We start from the raw sequence: 15,097 nt of genomic DNA, 5'->3' as shown, positions 1-15,097 counted from the left end.
CATCTCTTGTAGATGCCCTTGCTTATTTATGAAATTTCAGATAAAATGACGGAAGATAGCAATCTACTTTGGACGAGCCGTTCATTCAATAATGTTCCAATACGCCTCACCAAAGAGCGATGGCAACATATCTTGAAAGAACACCCTGAAATGCAAGCTCAATATGAGCGAGTTTTAGAAACTTTAGAAAATCCCGATCTGATTCAAATAGATGACGTTACAGGCGGATTACTAGCCCTACGCTTCTATCCATTGATTCCCGAAAGTAGAAAATTTGTGGTAGTGGTGTATCTAGAAATAAATGATTCTGATGGATTTATCACAACAGCTTACCTCAGAAGACAGCCATCATCAAATAAGCGAATAATATGGACACAACAGTAAAAATTCTCGAAGACTCCACAAATATTACAGGTTTTTACGATAAGGAAGCGGATGTTCTCTATCTCTCGCTGGGAGAACCGCGAGAGGCTGTAGCTGTGGACATTAGCGATGGAGTTATCGCCCGCTATAATGAGGATAGTGAAACAATTGTCGGCATTACTTTAATTGGGTTGCGGCAGCGGGTATTGAAGGAATTAAATCGGAAACTGCACGTATTACCTCATCCAAATGGGTGGGCGGTGACTGAGGAAAATCTAGAGTCAAGTGAGAAGGTGTTTGCTACTCAGGAAGCAGCTTTTAAATATGCCGTTGGTTTGGCAAAAGCTCGATGGCTTGAGGTGGTAATTTATGATGAAAATGGAGAAGTTCGGGAAACTATAAATCCAGCGATAGATGCGTTATTGCAGCGTAGAATCGATCGCCCCGAATCTGACGGAGAGAAGCGGGAATGTTTAGAAATTGTTTAGATGTAGGGAAATAGATACCTGTGACCAAAGGAAGAATATATCAAATTAGTTAGGTGTGGTTTTCTGTGATGCTCGTAAATTCTTTCAATGCTGCATCAAGCCAGTGTTCGTACCACTGAAAAAAGGTAAAGTGCTTTGGGATATCAGCACGAGGCTCTTGCTCGGGATCGTGAAGGTGAACGGCATAGCCAAAGGGACAATATGATGGAGAATTGCTTTCCCAAATCCAAATTTCTCCGCAATACTTACCGTTGAGAACAAGCTCCCCATAAATATCGCAACCGTAATGTGTTAGCAACAGGCTACCACCGTCAGGAATTTTTTTCCATTCGGCGAGAAACTTCTTGTAAGCTTCCCATTCCTGCTCTGAATCGAGCTTTGAAGTGTCAATCGATCCTAAACCTAAAAATGGTTCAACGAGGGGAAAGGGCTCTTTTAGATCCGACGTTAAATTTGTCTCGGTGAGCTTCCGCATCCCCAAACCAGGGCCTGCTGGGCCTTCTCCAAGCTCGCGGAGAAATAATCGGTATTCTTCTGGGAGCTTTACCTGGGCACGAGCTTCCCAGTTGGCGATAAATTCTTCCGACAAGGGAGGGGAAAGCTGATACTTGTGGTGTTCGACCTGCATCACCCATAACTTGGTGTCGTGCTCTCGGAGTTGTGCCAACTTTTCTTTAATTCGTTCGATCGCGCTCATAACAAACTTCTCTCTTGCCTGCTAATTATTCACTAAGCTACTCATTTGTGTCACGGCTATTTTTTCCTGAGTTAACACGATCGCCCTTATTCAGTTTAACACGAGGGAGGAGCGATCGCCCTTTTCAAAGCAAGTGCGATCGCCCATCTGAAAAATTGCTATAATATCAAATGAGCCAACCTTGCTCTCAGTGAAAAAATATGTCAACCCCTACACAAACTCCCCAAACAAGCACCCTTGAGATAACTATCAATCAGGAACAAAAAGAACTGTTAGAAAAAGCAGCTACCCTGTGGGGTATTAGTCTGAGCGAATATCTGCTCGAAGTTGCTCTAAATCTAGCCCAAGAAATGCCACTTAAACCAGAACCGATCGTTCTTTCCGAACCAAATTGGAAAATTGTTACCTCAGCGATAGAAAATCCACCAGCACTTAACTCTAAGCTGAAAGCAGCGATCGAAAGGTATCGACAAAAATACAATCGCAAATAAATAATGGAATGGATTTTTTGCTCTATAGATGATAGGGTAAATTGCTACAATAAAATTAGTCGATCGCTATTTGGTAACAAAACAATGTCAACAGCAAGCGACACCCAAACAAAAATAGAGTTAACTCTCAGCCAATTTGACTAAAGTGCTTGAATAAATAAGAAAGCGATCGCCCTTATTCCACCTCACTCTCTTCTGGCTGATTCTCCGCCTCATCTTCCGCCGCAAAATCCACCTTCTCATAGACATCAGCCAGTGGCACTTCAACTTGAAAGAAATTAAAAACTAGCGCCGCATCTTCCTCATCGTACTGATGGTACGACCACCGCTTGTTAGCCAACTTACAATACTGTTCTACATAAACCTGAGATTGGTCAATCAGAATATACTCTTGAAATGCCGGCAGCGTTTGATAAAACTTAAATTTATCACTGCGATCGTAAGCTTTCGTAGATTTCGATAAAACTTCCACAATTACTTGCGGATTCATCACCGTATCCTGGCGATTATTGTAATACTCAGGTTTACCCGGAATTACCATCACATCGGGATAAGTATAAAATCGCTTTTTCGGCAGCCACAAACGCACGTCACCGAAGAAAACTCGATAGTCCTGTTTTTTGAGCCCAAGACTTAATGCAATATAAATATTGCCAGCGATTTGATTGTGATTTGTAGTTCCGCCTGTCATGGGAATAATTACTCCATCGCGATACTCACTTTTGTACTCTGCTGCTTCTTCCAGGGCGAGATATTCTTCGGGAGTGAAGTAGCATTGTGCTGTTGGCTGTTCTGTTACTTGTAGAATAGCTGTCACGGTTTTTTCCCCAACTCAATTGATATCTTGCATCTAGTTTAACATTGCCCTAAATTGCGGGCGGGCAGGATGCCCACCCCACAACAAAACTCATTCTTTGTGGAACAGGCATCTTGCCTGTTATTGAAAATAGTGCAACATATGCGATCGCCCTTCTCAAACAAAAAGCGATCGCACTTCAATAACTCGCAACCAAAATTAGTCGATCGGATCGAAAACTAAAGTCAATCTCGCAGCCGGAAGCAGTTATTTGATCGCACGCAAATGACCCTCTGCATCAGACCAACTGCGAAAGCGACCGATAACGACCCTTTGCAGGTTCGGAAGCAAACGAACCACAATCCACGGCTTGAGACGTTTCTCATACGGCATAATAGTTGTATCTCCTTGTTAATTGGAGCCATAGCCAGTCCTTGCTTTCCATGGCGGGGGACTGGCTTTTGACTGTGTATTGATTGGATTAGAGGAATTATAACATAATAAGCCCAAATATGTGTCAATTCTTTTCAAGAACAGGGCAACAACACGATCGGGAGCGTAAGCTTGTACCATTAAAAGCGTTAGTAAACCAACAAATATTTACATTGAGCAAGCGCGTTCACGTTACGTTTCCTGATTACGTATATGAAGCTTTGGATCGATGGGCTGACAAACAAGGCCGATCCACGGCTAACCTGATAGCCTTTCTCGTGGAAACGGCTTTATTGGAAGCCCAACAAAAGGGAGAAGTACCCCCTGGGCCCGAAGATCCCAAAAGTGACAAGTAAAGAGTTCCCTCGTGGGTTACATTGGTGGCAACTTAAGTTCAAACCCATCGACAGACTGCTGTTTAAGTATTAAACTTAGATCCCCCCCCCTAGCTCGCCTTAAGAAGCTATGCTTTATAAACATCTTTCTTGACAATCTTGAAAGCTTTGTACAGCAAAAATTTCAGGAGAAGTTGTGACACAAGCCTTGACAATTTAACAACTTTATTTATTGAAAGCAGCTTGCGTTTATTGAGAATTGGCAATCGAGGAATAAGGGTTTGATAGCCTCGCTCGCGCTCGCTCTCAAATGTTAAGAAAAATCCTTATAACGCAGAGCTTCTTAAGGGGGGAACCGGAATCTTCTCAAAGTCCCCCTTCTTAAGGGGGATTTAGGGGGAACTCCTCGGAGTAAACAGTTTTAACCCAGGCGTATTGCGGTATACATCCCATGTCTATCGCAACTCGCCCATATTTCAACTAATCCCCAAAACCCAAAAAACCCTCCCCAACAAGGAAGAGGGAGGGCGCACATAAAATAGAGTTAGAAATTCAGGCTTTTGCAAAATTAACAATAATGAGTCACATCCTCGCCGCACTCATCGGCCAAATAACACAAAGCACGAAAGCGCAGCCCCACCACTTGCTCGTAAAGCGGATTTAACTTGCACAGCGGCGGAATGTAAAATAAAGTGCGATCGCAAATTTTGACTTCCCGCTCAAACGGACACTGGCTGGGAATAAACTTGCACAGAAACCGAGCTAACTTTTGACTTTTAATTGCACTATTGTCAAGCCACTGTTTCAGCGGATTCAACAAGTCAAAGCGCGGCTTGTGGCCGTAAGGTTGAGGATTTGTAGCGACACTAACAGGGGTTTCTTCTTTGCCATGCCATACCCAAATTGGCAGAATTCGATCGGACTGTGTATTCTCAAATACGTTCATATTTCTCTGTTCCTCTTTTACAACGAGGTGCCAAGAACTCTTTGTAGAGCTTGTACGAGATTTTGTCTACAATAAGTACCTACAGCAGCTCGTTTTGCTTTACCGGATGAAACTTCTTGAATTAATGACTTGATCCGAGAAAAGTAGTTCCTGATTATTTTTGAGAGACGGTGTGCGATCGCAAAAGTGTCCTCATTGCCAGCCCAAGGATTTATCTATGGGGTAAAAACTCTGCCTTAAACCTTAAACCTTCAACCTTCAGTTAACTCTCCTTTTGTACTTCCTCTACGATAATGACGCATCGAGGTCAATAATTCCCTGCGTGAAAATGCGGAATTTTCAATCAAAGTTATAATAGTTTCAAATAAGCACGGCGCTGCAAAAAACCCTGAAACCCAGCGCCCACTGTCGCTGCGTGCGTGAATCGTAGCTATCCCGAGCGTGAATCGGCCAGAAACTCCTACAATTATAAATAATCGGCATTACCGCCCTCACCACCCATGAGCAACCCAGAAACCAAATCTATCACCCGCGAATTGCAAAGCCACGTCGCCATTCTCGGCGGCTTCGTCTCCCTCCTCTGGATTATTGAGATTCTCGATGTATTCATATTTCGAGGCGCGCTGAATTCCTACGGAGTCCGCCCCCGCAGCATCGACGGACTTGAAGGCATCCTATTCATGCCTTTTCTGCACGGCAGTTTTGCTCACTTAGCCGCCAATACCCTCCCGTTTCTGACATTTGGTTGGCTGATAATGTTGCAAGAAGTAAGCGACTTTTTTATAGTTAGTGCCGTTACTGTACTCATCAGCGGATTGGGAGTTTGGCTGACAGGCGCGCCCAATTCCGTGCACATTGGTGCCAGCGGATTAATCTTTGGTTACTTCGGATTTTTGCTATTGCGGGGCTTTTTTGAACGCAGTTTTACGTCTATTGCGATATCTTTAATTGTCGGTTTCTTCTACGGCGGTTTAATTTGGGGAGTTTTGCCCTCGCAGCCTGGAGTTTCCTGGCAAGCGCATTTCTTTGGCTTTGTCGGCGGCGTATTAGCAGCTCAACTTTTGGGGCGGCAGAAACGGCAAATCAACTAGGATAAGACTTATGCTGCATCGTATTATGACCTTAGGTACGTTGTTGCGCTTCAGCGCTCATTGCTATAGAAAAGAGCGCTGAAGCGCAACTACGTACCTTACAATTGCATCCCGAAAAGTAAGACTAACTGCTTACTAATAATTCTACTTGCGCCGGCAAGCACACAGTAAAAACCGAACCGCCACCTAACTGGCTTTGAACTTGCATATCACCGCCCATCATCAAACAAAAGTGACGGCTAATAGTCAATCCCAAACCCGTGCCGCCGTACTTGCGCGTAGTTGAGGCGTCACCCTGCATAAAAGCTTGAAATAAATGCTGCATTTGTTCGGGGGGAATCCCAATACCAGTATCAGCTACGCGGAAAATTATTAAATCGGAAGGTTCTGCTATTTCTTGAGTTGTTAAGCTGTCATGTTTAACTCTTTCAATGGACAGGGTAATAGTCCCGCCTTCGGTAAATTTTGCTGCATTGCTCAGCAGGTTGAGCAATATTTGACGAGTTTTGGTAATGTCAGCATACATCACTCCCAAGTCATTAGCACAATTAACTTCAAATTTATTAAATTTTTTCTCTACCAAGGGTTCGGCAGTAGAAACTACCTCGTCAATTAAATTAACCGGGTTGAAAGTTTCTAAATAAAGTTCCATCCGCCCCGCTTCAATTTTAGAAATATCGAGAATGTCGCTAATTAAAGATAGCAAGTGTTTGCCGGCAGTTTGAATTTTGTGCAAGTCTGGGATAAAATCTTCGCAGCCCAAATCCTCGGCGTCTTCTTTGAGCATCTCGCTGTAACCGATAATGGCGTTGAGGGGAGTTCGCAATTCGTGGCTCATATTGGCTAAGAATGAGCTTTTGGCTTGGCTGGCTGCTTGAGCGGTTTGAGCGACTTGTTGGAATTCTTCTGCTAGTTTGCGTTGGGTAATGTCTTCGGCAATGCCGACTATACGGTAAATTTCTCCTGTTTCGTTGCGGACTGGAAAAGCCCGATCGCGCACCCAGCAAACTGAACCGTCGGATCGCACTACCCGATACTCCTCATCATAATCCCCCTGCACCTGTTTTTCAAAGGCAGCCTTAACGCGATCGCGATCGTCTCGGTGAATAGCATCCCAAAAAGCCTCCGGATGTGACAGCAAACTCCGATAGCTTAAATTCCATATTTTCTCGCAAGCAGGGCTCACATAAATTATGTGCTTTTGATTCGGTTCTCTAATCCAAAATACCTCATGAATATTTTCTGCCAACTGGCGAAACCGTTCCTCGCTGGCGCGCAACTGATCCACAGCACGGTGAAACTCTGTCACGTCTTGAACCAGCGATGCCACCCCAATTATACAGCCCTCAGCATCAACCAAAGTCGTATTGTACCACTCGCAAAGAATAATTTTGCCGTCCTTTCTAATGTTCTCGTTAATGCTACTAATTCCTCCTTGATTAGTGAGCAAAGTTATAGATAGTTGCCTGACATACTCCTTAGCATTTTCAGGAACTATGAGATCTACTCCGTGGCGTCCCATTGCTTCCAAGCGATTGAATCCAAAAATTCTTTCTGCTGACAAATTCCAGTCCGCAACTTCAAAATTGAGATTCCATTCGATCGCCCCCAAAGGAGTTTGATAGAGGTGAAAAGCGAGTTTTTCCTGAGATAGTTTCAGAGAGCGAATTAATTGAGTTTTATCAGCAATCGCAGCTTCCACCCGCTCTTCGAGAGTAGTAAACGACTCTTCCAATTGATCTGCCATCGTATTAAAAGAGCGAGCCAGGACACCCACCTCATCCTCCCGCTCTACAGACGCCATCAAGCGGGGATCTACCGCCATTGAGTCCCATTCTCCCCGCGACAAAGCCTCCGCAGCCTTGCTCAGACGATGAATTGGCATGACAATCCACCTCGAAGTCACACATCCTAGAGCCGTCGCCAGCACCAAAGCACCGAAACAGAGCAAAATTGTGTAGCGAGTATTGGCGTTAATCGCTTCCATAAAATCGGCTTCGGGAACCGCCACTACAATCAACCAATCGAGGCCCCTCCTGTCTGAGAAGGGCGTTACCTGTAGAAATTGCCGTTGACCGTCGATGGTAAAATCTAACTGCTGAGAGCTGTCAATCTTGCTCAAATGCCCGAACCGTTGTGTCAAATAGCGGGCTGTCGATCGAATTAGAACATTTTTGCTATTCGCTGCCCCAATCCGTTGTGGAACGCCTTTGCTCACAATAAATGGCGCTTCTGGAGTTGAATTTGCAACCAATTCTCCAGACCTTTCGACAATAAAAGTTTGTCCTGATTTACCAATCTTCAGTTTTTCCAAAAATTGATGAATATCAGAGAGTGTCAAATCAGAACCAAGAATTCCAATCAGTTTATTATTCTTTCCGTAAACGGGTTGAGCAGCAGTAATTGCTAGTTTGGGAGTGTCAAAATAAGTATAAATTTTAGTCCATGTCGGCTTGCCAGCCCGCACCGGAGCTACATACCAAGGTCGGGTGCGAGGGTCGTAGTTAGGAGTAGTTTTTAAAAGCTTAGTTGCTTCGCCGAACTTAGACGGCGTGTAGCTGTGCAAATTATAGCCACTAGACTTATTAGAAATCCGAATTTGCAAATTGCCATCGTCAAGCCTTTCAACTCCCGTAAAAATTTTTTGTTCGGAGCCGAATTGAATGTAGCTAATTGTATTAAAGGTTTCGAGTTGTTTGGAGAAGTAGCTGAGTAAACTGGCTTCATCCTGCACGTTCAAAATACCCAGACGGATGGCATCGAGATTCAGTTGATTGATTTGGTGCGGCCTTTCGATATAACTATAAATGTGTTGCTGGATGCGCGATGTGACTTCGGCCCGCAGTTGCGCGGCAACATCGTTGACAGCTATGCGCCCGTGGCGCAGGGACAGCCACCCCGTCAGCCCCACCGCAGCGAAAGTCTGGATGGCAAAAGGCACTACAAGGACGAGGCGAATTGGCACTTGGCGCGACATTTTTAAAATATGGTCGCTCAGATATCTGATTGGCATATTGAAGCAGAAATATTACGAACCCACAAAGTTTCGGTAAAGTACAACCTGATGAGCGCAGATTTTGAATGAGACCGTTTTCTGTGGCAGAGTGCTGTTAAAAACTGGGAATCTGCCGCTACTAACTTAATTTTTAACGACTGCCACCGTTATCTTAGCGCGATCGCGTGCTTGGTCAGGGCGATCGAGATTAATGCAGTAAGTATAAGGAAGAAGGAAGAAGGAAGAAGGAAGAAGGAAGAAGACAGACACAGCAAGCTTGAGCTTGATTCATATTTTATGTTTAATTAGGTGGATTTACTTATCACTCCTGGAATGAATGTAGGCGCTGATACTATTTGAGATTTTACATTTGAAATTGGGTAGTTTGCGATCGCACTCCCAGCATCAGAAACTGTTTTTTTTCTCGCGTCTACTTCATTGCATCCGCCAGATGCACTAAACAAGCAGGTTTCTGAGAGTCGGAGCGCGATCGCAAGTTATAAATATTTACAATAAATTCACTTGATATCTCCACAACAAGCTACTTTTGATAGAGCGCAACTTAATTCCGGCTGGGTAGAATAAGTATAGTAGGATGCAACTAGCGGAGGCATGGATGATGAACGCAGTTATTGCTACTCTTGGCACTGCTCTCGGACTGAGCTCAATTTTGATCGGTTTGACCCCGGCGGTTATCGCCCAACAAAGGCTGCAACCAGCGCCCCAAAATTCAGAAACGACTTTATCAGGGGATTCCCTCAGAACTGTGGAGGACAGAACCGTAGACTCGGACTACCAAAACTTGATTGGTGAACGAGAAACGGCGGCTAATGCTGCTATTCGGCAGCGCAGCTTGGGGGATACATTTCGCCTCAAAATCGGCCCCGAATTGGAATTTATCACTACTCCTTCCGACGCCCAGCGCCAAGGAAATCCCGTTCCTCTCCAACCCAACGACAGTGGTACAGGAGCTGGAGTTCAGCTTCAGCTAGGACTTTAGCAATTTTGAATGAATTGATGTCAAGCAAACGAGCGATCGCACAGCCCGATTTTTGAGGCTGGGAGTTCTTGTGACTGCGATCGCTCGTTTCTCTGAATTTTATCACAAGTTTTGTGCGGCTTGTATCACAGGAGAGTCTTTATTCTCAATCTAGAATTGGGGCTATTAAACATCAGACGCATCCCAATTAGATACGTATCTTTACAATAGCGCATAAAACTGGCGGTGAAGGTCATGGGAAAGGCTCAACTAATCGATTATTTGCGGGGAGAGTTGGCGATATCGAATTCTGCGATCGCCGTTGCTCTGAGACACGATGAACAAGATGCCGGCCAACTGCCGATGGTTCTGTGGCAGTACGGGTTAGTTACCTTGGAACAGTTAGACCTGATTTTTGATTGGCTGGAAACTCAGTCGGCTTAATAATTTAAAATTCCGAATTTTAAAATATGGATATCTGATTCCAGATTTTTGAGAAATAAAGCTTACCAAAAGATTGGGTCTAGAACCCCGTCATTATAGGACGGCTTGAATTCAAAGTCTAAAGATTACTTTCCAATCAAGTTTATAGCTACAATTGCCCATAAGCGTCATAGAATAATTCCATGATTGTACTAGAGTTCAAGTTAAAAGGCAAGCCACAGCAATACCGGATCGTAGACGAAATGATCCGCACAGCTCAGTTTGTCCGAAACAAAGCTCTCAGATATTGGATCGACAATTCCAGAGTTAAACTATCGGATTTATACAAACAATGCGCCATCATGGCGAAAGAGTTTGAATGGGCCGGAAAACTTAACTCAATGGCGCGTCAAGCTTCGGCTGAGCGTGCCATTTTTGCTATTCAACGTTTCTTTTCTAATTGCCAAGCTAAGAAACCAGGAAAAAAAGGATACCCACAATTCAAAAAAAACACTCACTCCGTAGAATACAAAACTTCCGGATGGGCGATTTCCACCGACAAAAAATGTCTAACATTCACGGACGGTTTTGCGGCGGGTACCTTTAGGTTACTCGGTAGTCGAGACTTGCACTTCTATGCACCTACTGAGATTAAACGAGTCAGAGTAATTCGTCGTGCTGACGGCTACTACGCTCAGTTCTGTATCAATGTAGAGCGAACAGAAGAAATAGTTCCTACGGGGAAAACGATTGGCATAGATGTGGGATTGAACCATTTCTACACCGATAGTACAGGAGAAACAGTTCCAAATCCTCGGCATTTGCGTAAAAGTGAAAAAGCTTTAAAGCGGTTGCAGAAACGAGTTTCTCGGAAAAAGAAAGGTTCGAGTAATCGCAAGAAAGCGATAAATAAGTTAGGCAGAAAGCACTTAAAAGTCAGTAGGCAGCGTAAAGACTTCGCCATCAAGACGGCGTTGTGCGTAGTGAAATCTAACGATTTCGTAGCCTACGAAGACCTTCAGGTGAAAAATATGGTGAAGAACCATAAGCTTGCCAAATCAATTAGCGATGCAGCGTGGTCACAGTTTGCCCAATGGTTGCAATATTTTGGGAAAGTGTACGGTAAAACAGTAGTTGCTGTAGCACCTGGGTACACTTCCCAAGATTGCTCAAGTTGTGGCAATCGCGTTCAGAAATCCCTATCGGTCAGAACTCATATTTGCCTGTGCGGTGCGGTGTTAGACCGCGACCCCAATGCAGCTTTGAATATTTTGGCTAAAGGATTGAAAGCCCGTGCAGGAATTAATTTAAATACGGTGGGGCACACCGGAATTAACGCTTGGGAACAGACCGACCTCTACCCATTGGTGGTGACATCAACGGGCAAGCCGACTGGTTGAACCAAGAATCCCTGCGCGTTCAAGCCGGGGAGTGTCAAACAAACGGTCGTCTAAATAAAAGTATAGGGTTGAGTGTTGAGGTTGAGGTTGAGGTTGATTTTTTACCTTTGGGTAAGATCTAAATATGCGATAGGGACACAGCACTGCTGTGTCCCTATTGTTATGGCTCCAGACGCTATCAAACAAGCCCCAGCAACTTTTAGGTGTGCCGGGGCTTATTTCGATTTAATTTGGTGGCGGGAAGTGGATTTGAACCACTGACCTTCGGGTTATGAGCCCGACGAGCTACCAGGCTGCTCTATCCCGCGTCGCTTTATATCTCTGCTATTCTCAAAAATCAAACCCTGCATCCTCAAAGATTGCAGGGCTTGTTTCAAGTTGGTGGCGGGAAGTGGATTTGAACCACTGACCTTCGGGTTATGAGCCCGACGAGCTACCAGGCTGCTCTATCCCGCGTCGTTTTGTCTACTCTCTAATATAAACACATCTTTCTGGAAATTGCAACCCCTCAATCAAAAAAACTTTTGAGGTTGTGGTAGGGGTTGCTGAAATTGGCGAAGAAGTATCGATCGAAGAGGGAGAGAGGGGAGAGGGGGAGAGGGAGAGAGAGGGAGGGGGAGAGGGGGAGAGGATTTTTGGTCGGTCAACTAGATCTACAATTTAAATGCAGAACAACTTAACTTAAAGCATCGAAACTTCGCCGACCACCTCCAATCGTTTAAAATCGCTGAGAGTCAGGTAAGTGTCCGAAAGAGTTTCGGCGATCGTCGCAGTAATCCAGCCCAACTGCTTGAGCAAGTGAATCGCCACAGCAAATTTAGCGCGCTTTCCTCCATCAGTTACCTTAATTGCCAAACCCATACCTTCGCCAACCCGGCCAATACACTGAACCCCTTCAGCACCGGATTTGCTCACCAATTCGCCTTGAGTCAAGCGCATCAGTTCCGTGTCAAATCTCCCCTCACCAGCAACCATCATCGGGTGGTGAGTCATAGCGCGGACAATCCGCTCCATATCCACATTGTCGCCGGAGGCTAATTTAGCGTACAAAGACGCCATTTGCCCCAACTGCAACAGATAGGTAGGAGCGCCGCAGTCGTCGCGAGCGCTGATAAACTCTTCGGCAGGCATGGCCAGCAAGTCAGCTACTTTGCCCAAAATAAGCTGCTGGACGGGATGTTTGCGCCGCAAATAAGTTTCTAGAGGCCAGTGCAGTTGCTGACAGACAGCCAGCATTCCGGCGTGTTTGCCAGAACAGTTGTATTGCAGGGCGCTCTTTTTGCCTTCAGGAATGGGGCATTGAAGTTTAGATGGGTCAATGTCGCAGCGCCACAGAACGTTAAACACCTGTCGCGATTGCTCGATCGTACCTTGATGAGAACTGCAAATAATCGCTAAATCTCGATCGGTCAATTCGTAGCGTTCCAAAGTGCCGCTCGCCGTCACAGCCAAAGCTTGAAAAGGTTTGAGTGAAGAACGGACAAATGTCGCCGTTTCCGAGTTACCGGCAACGGAAAGAACGCGGCCGCGTTTGTCGCAAACAGCGGCTTGGGCGCGGTGCTTCGATTCCGGAATACCTTCGCGCAGCAGTGTGACTTCGAGTTCGGGAGCTTGGGTTCGTTTTCCCCTTGTCATATCAATTTTAGATTTTAGATTTTAGATTTTAGATTGGGGTGAAAGAAGTCTTGAGTTGCCAGTTGTGAAGTTAATCTTTTGGTGATTGTTTGTAACTCAAAACTATCGGGCGGGCAGAAAACTGCGCCGCCCCTACGACTCAAAACTTCCCTTTTACCATGAACGATTACACAAAACTCCAAATTAGTCCCCCGCCAACCAGCAATACTGTCAAACCATAAAATGTCTGCCGCAGACGCCTGAGAATTGGTTCTAGTTCGTAGTTGACTATCAATTGGTCTTGAGCTAAAACTTCGGGAGTTTTAGGCCAAGATTGACAATCGTACCAGCCAGACTCTTCGTAGACGACTGTGGGATTGGAAAGTCGCGATCGCACGTAGAACCAACCCAAGTAAAGCCGCAGCAAAGCTAATCCTAGAATAAAACCGGCACCAGCGGCAGCGCACAGGGCAAACTGAACTGGATACTTCAGCGGAGCAAAGCTGGCTGCTGCTAAGGGCCCGGATACCAAGCAACTCCAACCCCATACCCAAGCAAGTTTTGCCAGATATGCGGGCAAATCGAGAGTTACCCAGCTAAAAAACCAGGATTCTGTAAGTTCTTGATATTCATTAACCGGGCGTTGTTCCTGGGGAACAGGACAAATAGAAACAGAAGTGTCTTTCACATTAGCGATCCTCTCGGCGCGGTGGAAAATTCAATGCGTTCGGCGTGTCCCCAGAACGCTTCTAAATTGTAAAATTCGCGCTCTTGAGGTTTCAAGATGTGGATAATCACGTCGCCGTAGTCCATGACGACCCAACTGGCGTCTGATAGCCCTTGTGTACGCAGCGGTAAGCGTCCCCATTCTTCTTCTACTTGGTCGGCGATGGCTTGGGAGATGGCTCGTACCTGGACGTTGGAGAATCCGGTGACGATCGCAAAGTAGTCAGCGAGATAGCATACTTCTGCGACGCCCAGCAATACAATATCAACTGCTTTGCGGTCATCGGCAGCTTGTGCAGCGGTCAATATCAGGCCGCGGGCTTCGTCTGGGATGGTGGCGTCGGTTACTGTGGACTGGGCCCGGGAGTATTCGAGTTGGGTTAGATCTGACATTAAGTGTTTAAGTTCCTAATTGATACGGTAAGGGGGAATTGGTGCGCTATTGGCTTTCGGTTGTTGGCAGTTTGAGACTGGAAATAGGAGTTAAATTCAAGCCAAAAGTAAGTACAGGATTGCTGGTAAATTTTACGTTTAACTTGTGATTTGTTCGATCGACTTGGATGTCGAATTTCCTATTTCGGGCGATTGGGCGCGGGCCATTTGCAGCGCCCAATTCCGCGTAAGTACGGTGCGCGGGTGGATGTAGCAGCGAGTTTCTAGCAAATATTTGAGAGAATGATCGCTAGTTTGCCACACGGCTGCATAAAGATTTTGGACGCTTGTCTCGCGCAGTGCTTCTAGTTCGGCTGTGTTGCCGCGGCTGGGTTCTATAGTGTCTGCTATAAATACGGTACAACTGAGCTGGCTCATGTTTGGTCTGCCGAGGGTATGATTGGCGATTGCGTCCAAAATTTCTCGATCGACCACCCCGAATTCGTCTCTAGCGACGATCGCGCTCGCGTCTGCGTGCAGCAAATGCGGGTGTGCTTCCAACACTGAGTCTAACTCTAAACCTTCGTTCTGAGCCATTTGCAGCAGCATTTGGGGTTTGAAGTATTTTGCCAAGTCGTGCAACAATCCTGCCGATCGGGCTTTTGCTTCGTCGAGGCCGTAATGGCGAGCCAAGTCTCCTGCTGTCTGTTCGACTCCGAGGATGTGTGTGATGCGGGCGGCAGGAACGCGCTGTGTGAGCCAAGCTAGGACTTTTTCGCGATCGAGTGCAAGTGTCAAATATTAACTCCCAAATTGTAGGATCTATTATTTTAGCGTTTTGTTTTAATGGACTGCGGTGTAGGGCTGACAGGGGTGCGGTGGCTTGTGGGATGGGGAGAGGTGAAGGGGGCGATCGGTTCTACCTAAACCATTCAAAAATCTGTTAAAG

The 15,097-nt window shown here is 45.6% G+C and carries 17 protein-coding genes and 2 tRNA genes; 9 read left to right on the top strand and 10 right to left on the bottom strand.

Annotated elements, in window-relative coordinates; genetic code table 11:
• Positions 1-12 precede the first annotated feature (12 nt).
• Together JGK07_RS18160 and JGK07_RS18155 are read left to right on the top strand one after the other, a co-directional pair.
• Positions 13-384: a hypothetical protein gene (locus JGK07_RS18160; protein ID WP_293190537.1), complete on the top strand. Its 372-nt coding sequence runs from the start codon at positions 13-15 to the stop codon at positions 382-384.
• A complete protein-coding gene (locus tag JGK07_RS18155; RefSeq protein WP_293183289.1) occupies positions 369-851 on the top strand; it encodes a DUF2188 domain-containing protein in 483 nt (160 codons plus the stop codon). Before JGK07_RS18160 ends, JGK07_RS18155 begins: the two co-directional genes overlap by 16 nt.
• Before the next feature lie 49 nt (positions 852-900).
• On the opposite strand, the gene JGK07_RS18150 is transcribed toward JGK07_RS18155, so the two are convergent.
• Positions 901-1,548 (bottom strand): SMI1/KNR4 family protein, encoded by a 648-nt coding sequence (locus JGK07_RS18150; protein WP_293183287.1) that lies wholly within the window; start codon positions 1,546-1,548, stop codon positions 901-903.
• Between the two features lie 200 nt (positions 1,549-1,748).
• On the opposite strand from JGK07_RS18150, the gene JGK07_RS18145 reads away from it, so the two are divergent.
• Positions 1,749-2,039, top strand: a complete 291-nt coding sequence (locus tag JGK07_RS18145) for a DUF1778 domain-containing protein (protein WP_293183285.1) — start codon at positions 1,749-1,751, stop codon at positions 2,037-2,039.
• A gap of 175 nt (positions 2,040-2,214) precedes the next feature.
• Here JGK07_RS18145 and JGK07_RS18140 read toward each other — a convergent pair whose 3' ends face one another.
• Positions 2,215-2,856 (bottom strand): Uma2 family endonuclease, encoded by a 642-nt coding sequence (locus tag JGK07_RS18140; RefSeq protein ID WP_293183283.1) that lies wholly within the window; start codon positions 2,854-2,856, stop codon positions 2,215-2,217.
• 69 nt (positions 2,857-2,925) lie between these two features.
• On the opposite strand from JGK07_RS18140, the gene JGK07_RS18135 reads away from it, so the two are divergent.
• Both JGK07_RS18135 and JGK07_RS18130 read left to right on the top strand, forming a co-directional pair.
• Positions 2,926-3,078, top strand: coding sequence for a hypothetical protein (locus JGK07_RS18135; protein WP_293183281.1), 153 nt, complete (start codon positions 2,926-2,928; stop codon positions 3,076-3,078).
• Between the two features lie 362 nt (positions 3,079-3,440).
• On the top strand, positions 3,441-3,623 hold the full coding sequence (locus JGK07_RS18130) for a hypothetical protein (protein ID WP_293156875.1): 183 nt from the start codon (positions 3,441-3,443) through the stop codon (positions 3,621-3,623).
• Positions 3,624-4,170: 547 nt separating this feature from the next.
• Here JGK07_RS18130 and JGK07_RS18125 read toward each other — a convergent pair.
• On the bottom strand, positions 4,171-4,548 hold the full coding sequence (locus tag JGK07_RS18125; protein ID WP_293183279.1) for a Mo-dependent nitrogenase C-terminal domain-containing protein: 378 nt from the start codon (positions 4,546-4,548) through the stop codon (positions 4,171-4,173).
• Between the two features lie 500 nt (positions 4,549-5,048).
• Between JGK07_RS18125 and JGK07_RS18120 the strand changes: the two genes are divergently transcribed.
• Complete coding sequence (locus JGK07_RS18120) at positions 5,049-5,639, top strand: rhomboid family intramembrane serine protease (protein WP_293183277.1); 591 nt, start codon at positions 5,049-5,051, stop codon at positions 5,637-5,639.
• Positions 5,640-5,763: 124 nt separating this feature from the next.
• Here JGK07_RS18120 and JGK07_RS18115 read toward each other — a convergent pair whose 3' ends face one another.
• Complete coding sequence (locus tag JGK07_RS18115) at positions 5,764-8,652, bottom strand: PAS domain S-box protein (RefSeq protein WP_293183275.1); 2,889 nt, start codon at positions 8,650-8,652, stop codon at positions 5,764-5,766.
• A gap of 598 nt (positions 8,653-9,250) precedes the next feature.
• Here JGK07_RS18115 and JGK07_RS18110 point away from each other — a divergent pair.
• The 3 genes from JGK07_RS18110 (at position 9,251) to JGK07_RS18100 (ending at position 11,436) form a co-directional block, all read left to right on the top strand.
• Complete coding sequence (locus tag JGK07_RS18110; RefSeq protein ID WP_293183273.1) at positions 9,251-9,634, top strand: hypothetical protein; 384 nt, start codon at positions 9,251-9,253, stop codon at positions 9,632-9,634.
• 234 nt (positions 9,635-9,868) lie between these two features.
• Positions 9,869-10,057 carry a DUF2949 domain-containing protein gene (locus JGK07_RS18105; RefSeq protein ID WP_293183271.1) on the top strand — a complete coding sequence of 63 codons (189 nt, stop codon included), beginning with the start codon at positions 9,869-9,871 and terminating at the stop codon, positions 10,055-10,057.
• Between the two features lie 182 nt (positions 10,058-10,239).
• Positions 10,240-11,436 (top strand): transposase, encoded by a 1,197-nt coding sequence (locus JGK07_RS18100; protein WP_293183269.1) that lies wholly within the window; start codon positions 10,240-10,242, stop codon positions 11,434-11,436.
• Positions 11,437-11,667: 231 nt separating this feature from the next.
• Here the strand turns inward: JGK07_RS18100 and JGK07_RS18095 are convergent.
• The 6 genes from JGK07_RS18095 to yqeK form a co-directional block, all read right to left on the bottom strand.
• Positions 11,668-11,744, bottom strand: a tRNA-Met gene (locus JGK07_RS18095).
• 71 nt (positions 11,745-11,815) lie between these two features.
• Positions 11,816-11,892 (bottom strand) — tRNA-Met (locus JGK07_RS18090).
• A 225-nt stretch (positions 11,893-12,117) separates the two neighbouring features.
• Positions 12,118-13,071, bottom strand: a complete 954-nt coding sequence (locus JGK07_RS18085) for an asparaginase (protein ID WP_293196897.1) — start codon at positions 13,069-13,071, stop codon at positions 12,118-12,120.
• Between the two features lie 166 nt (positions 13,072-13,237).
• Positions 13,238-13,738, bottom strand: a complete 501-nt coding sequence (locus tag JGK07_RS18080) for a CGLD27 family protein (protein ID WP_293183265.1) — start codon at positions 13,736-13,738, stop codon at positions 13,238-13,240.
• The gene (gene rsfS, locus JGK07_RS18075) at positions 13,735-14,169 is read right to left on the bottom strand and encodes a ribosome silencing factor (protein ID WP_293183263.1); all 435 of its coding nucleotides are present in this window, start codon (positions 14,167-14,169) and stop codon (positions 13,735-13,737) included. Before rsfS ends, JGK07_RS18080 begins: the two co-directional genes overlap by 4 nt.
• A gap of 138 nt (positions 14,170-14,307) precedes the next feature.
• Positions 14,308-14,946 (bottom strand): bis(5'-nucleosyl)-tetraphosphatase (symmetrical) YqeK, encoded by a 639-nt coding sequence (yqeK, locus tag JGK07_RS18070; protein WP_293212401.1) that lies wholly within the window; start codon positions 14,944-14,946, stop codon positions 14,308-14,310.
• Positions 14,947-15,097 lie beyond the last annotated feature (151 nt).

Origin of the sequence: Microcoleus sp. PH2017_24_DOB_U_A, from assembly GCF_020738205.1 — a bacterium.
In the GTDB taxonomy this organism is placed as follows: domain Bacteria; phylum Cyanobacteriota; class Cyanobacteriia; order Cyanobacteriales; family Microcoleaceae; genus Microcoleus.
The sequence above is the reverse complement of the archived record's forward strand: the minus strand, read 5'-3'. Positions and strand labels throughout refer to the sequence as shown.

Coding starts and splice junctions, on each gene's coding strand:
- JGK07_RS18160 (WP_293190537.1), top strand. CDS start 13: ATGCCCTTGCTTATTTATGAAATTTCAGATAAAATGACGGAAGATAGC.
- JGK07_RS18155 (WP_293183289.1), top strand. CDS start 369: ATGGACACAACAGTAAAAATTCTCGAAGACTCCACAAATATTACAGGT.
- JGK07_RS18150 (WP_293183287.1), bottom strand. CDS start 1,548: ATGAGCGCGATCGAACGAATTAAAGAAAAGTTGGCACAACTCCGAGAG.
- JGK07_RS18145 (WP_293183285.1), top strand. CDS start 1,749: ATGTCAACCCCTACACAAACTCCCCAAACAAGCACCCTTGAGATAACT.
- JGK07_RS18135 (WP_293183281.1), top strand. CDS start 2,926: ATGCCCACCCCACAACAAAACTCATTCTTTGTGGAACAGGCATCTTGC.
- JGK07_RS18125 (WP_293183279.1), bottom strand. CDS start 4,548: ATGAACGTATTTGAGAATACACAGTCCGATCGAATTCTGCCAATTTGG.
- JGK07_RS18120 (WP_293183277.1), top strand. CDS start 5,049: ATGAGCAACCCAGAAACCAAATCTATCACCCGCGAATTGCAAAGCCAC.
- JGK07_RS18115 (WP_293183275.1), bottom strand. CDS start 8,652: ATGCCAATCAGATATCTGAGCGACCATATTTTAAAAATGTCGCGCCAA.
- JGK07_RS18110 (WP_293183273.1), top strand. CDS start 9,251: ATGATGAACGCAGTTATTGCTACTCTTGGCACTGCTCTCGGACTGAGC.
- JGK07_RS18105 (WP_293183271.1), top strand. CDS start 9,869: ATGGGAAAGGCTCAACTAATCGATTATTTGCGGGGAGAGTTGGCGATA.
- JGK07_RS18100 (WP_293183269.1), top strand. CDS start 10,240: ATGATTGTACTAGAGTTCAAGTTAAAAGGCAAGCCACAGCAATACCGG.
- JGK07_RS18085 (WP_293196897.1), bottom strand. CDS start 13,071: ATGACAAGGGGAAAACGAACCCAAGCTCCCGAACTCGAAGTCACACTG.
- rsfS (WP_293183263.1), bottom strand. CDS start 14,169: ATGTCAGATCTAACCCAACTCGAATACTCCCGGGCCCAGTCCACAGTA.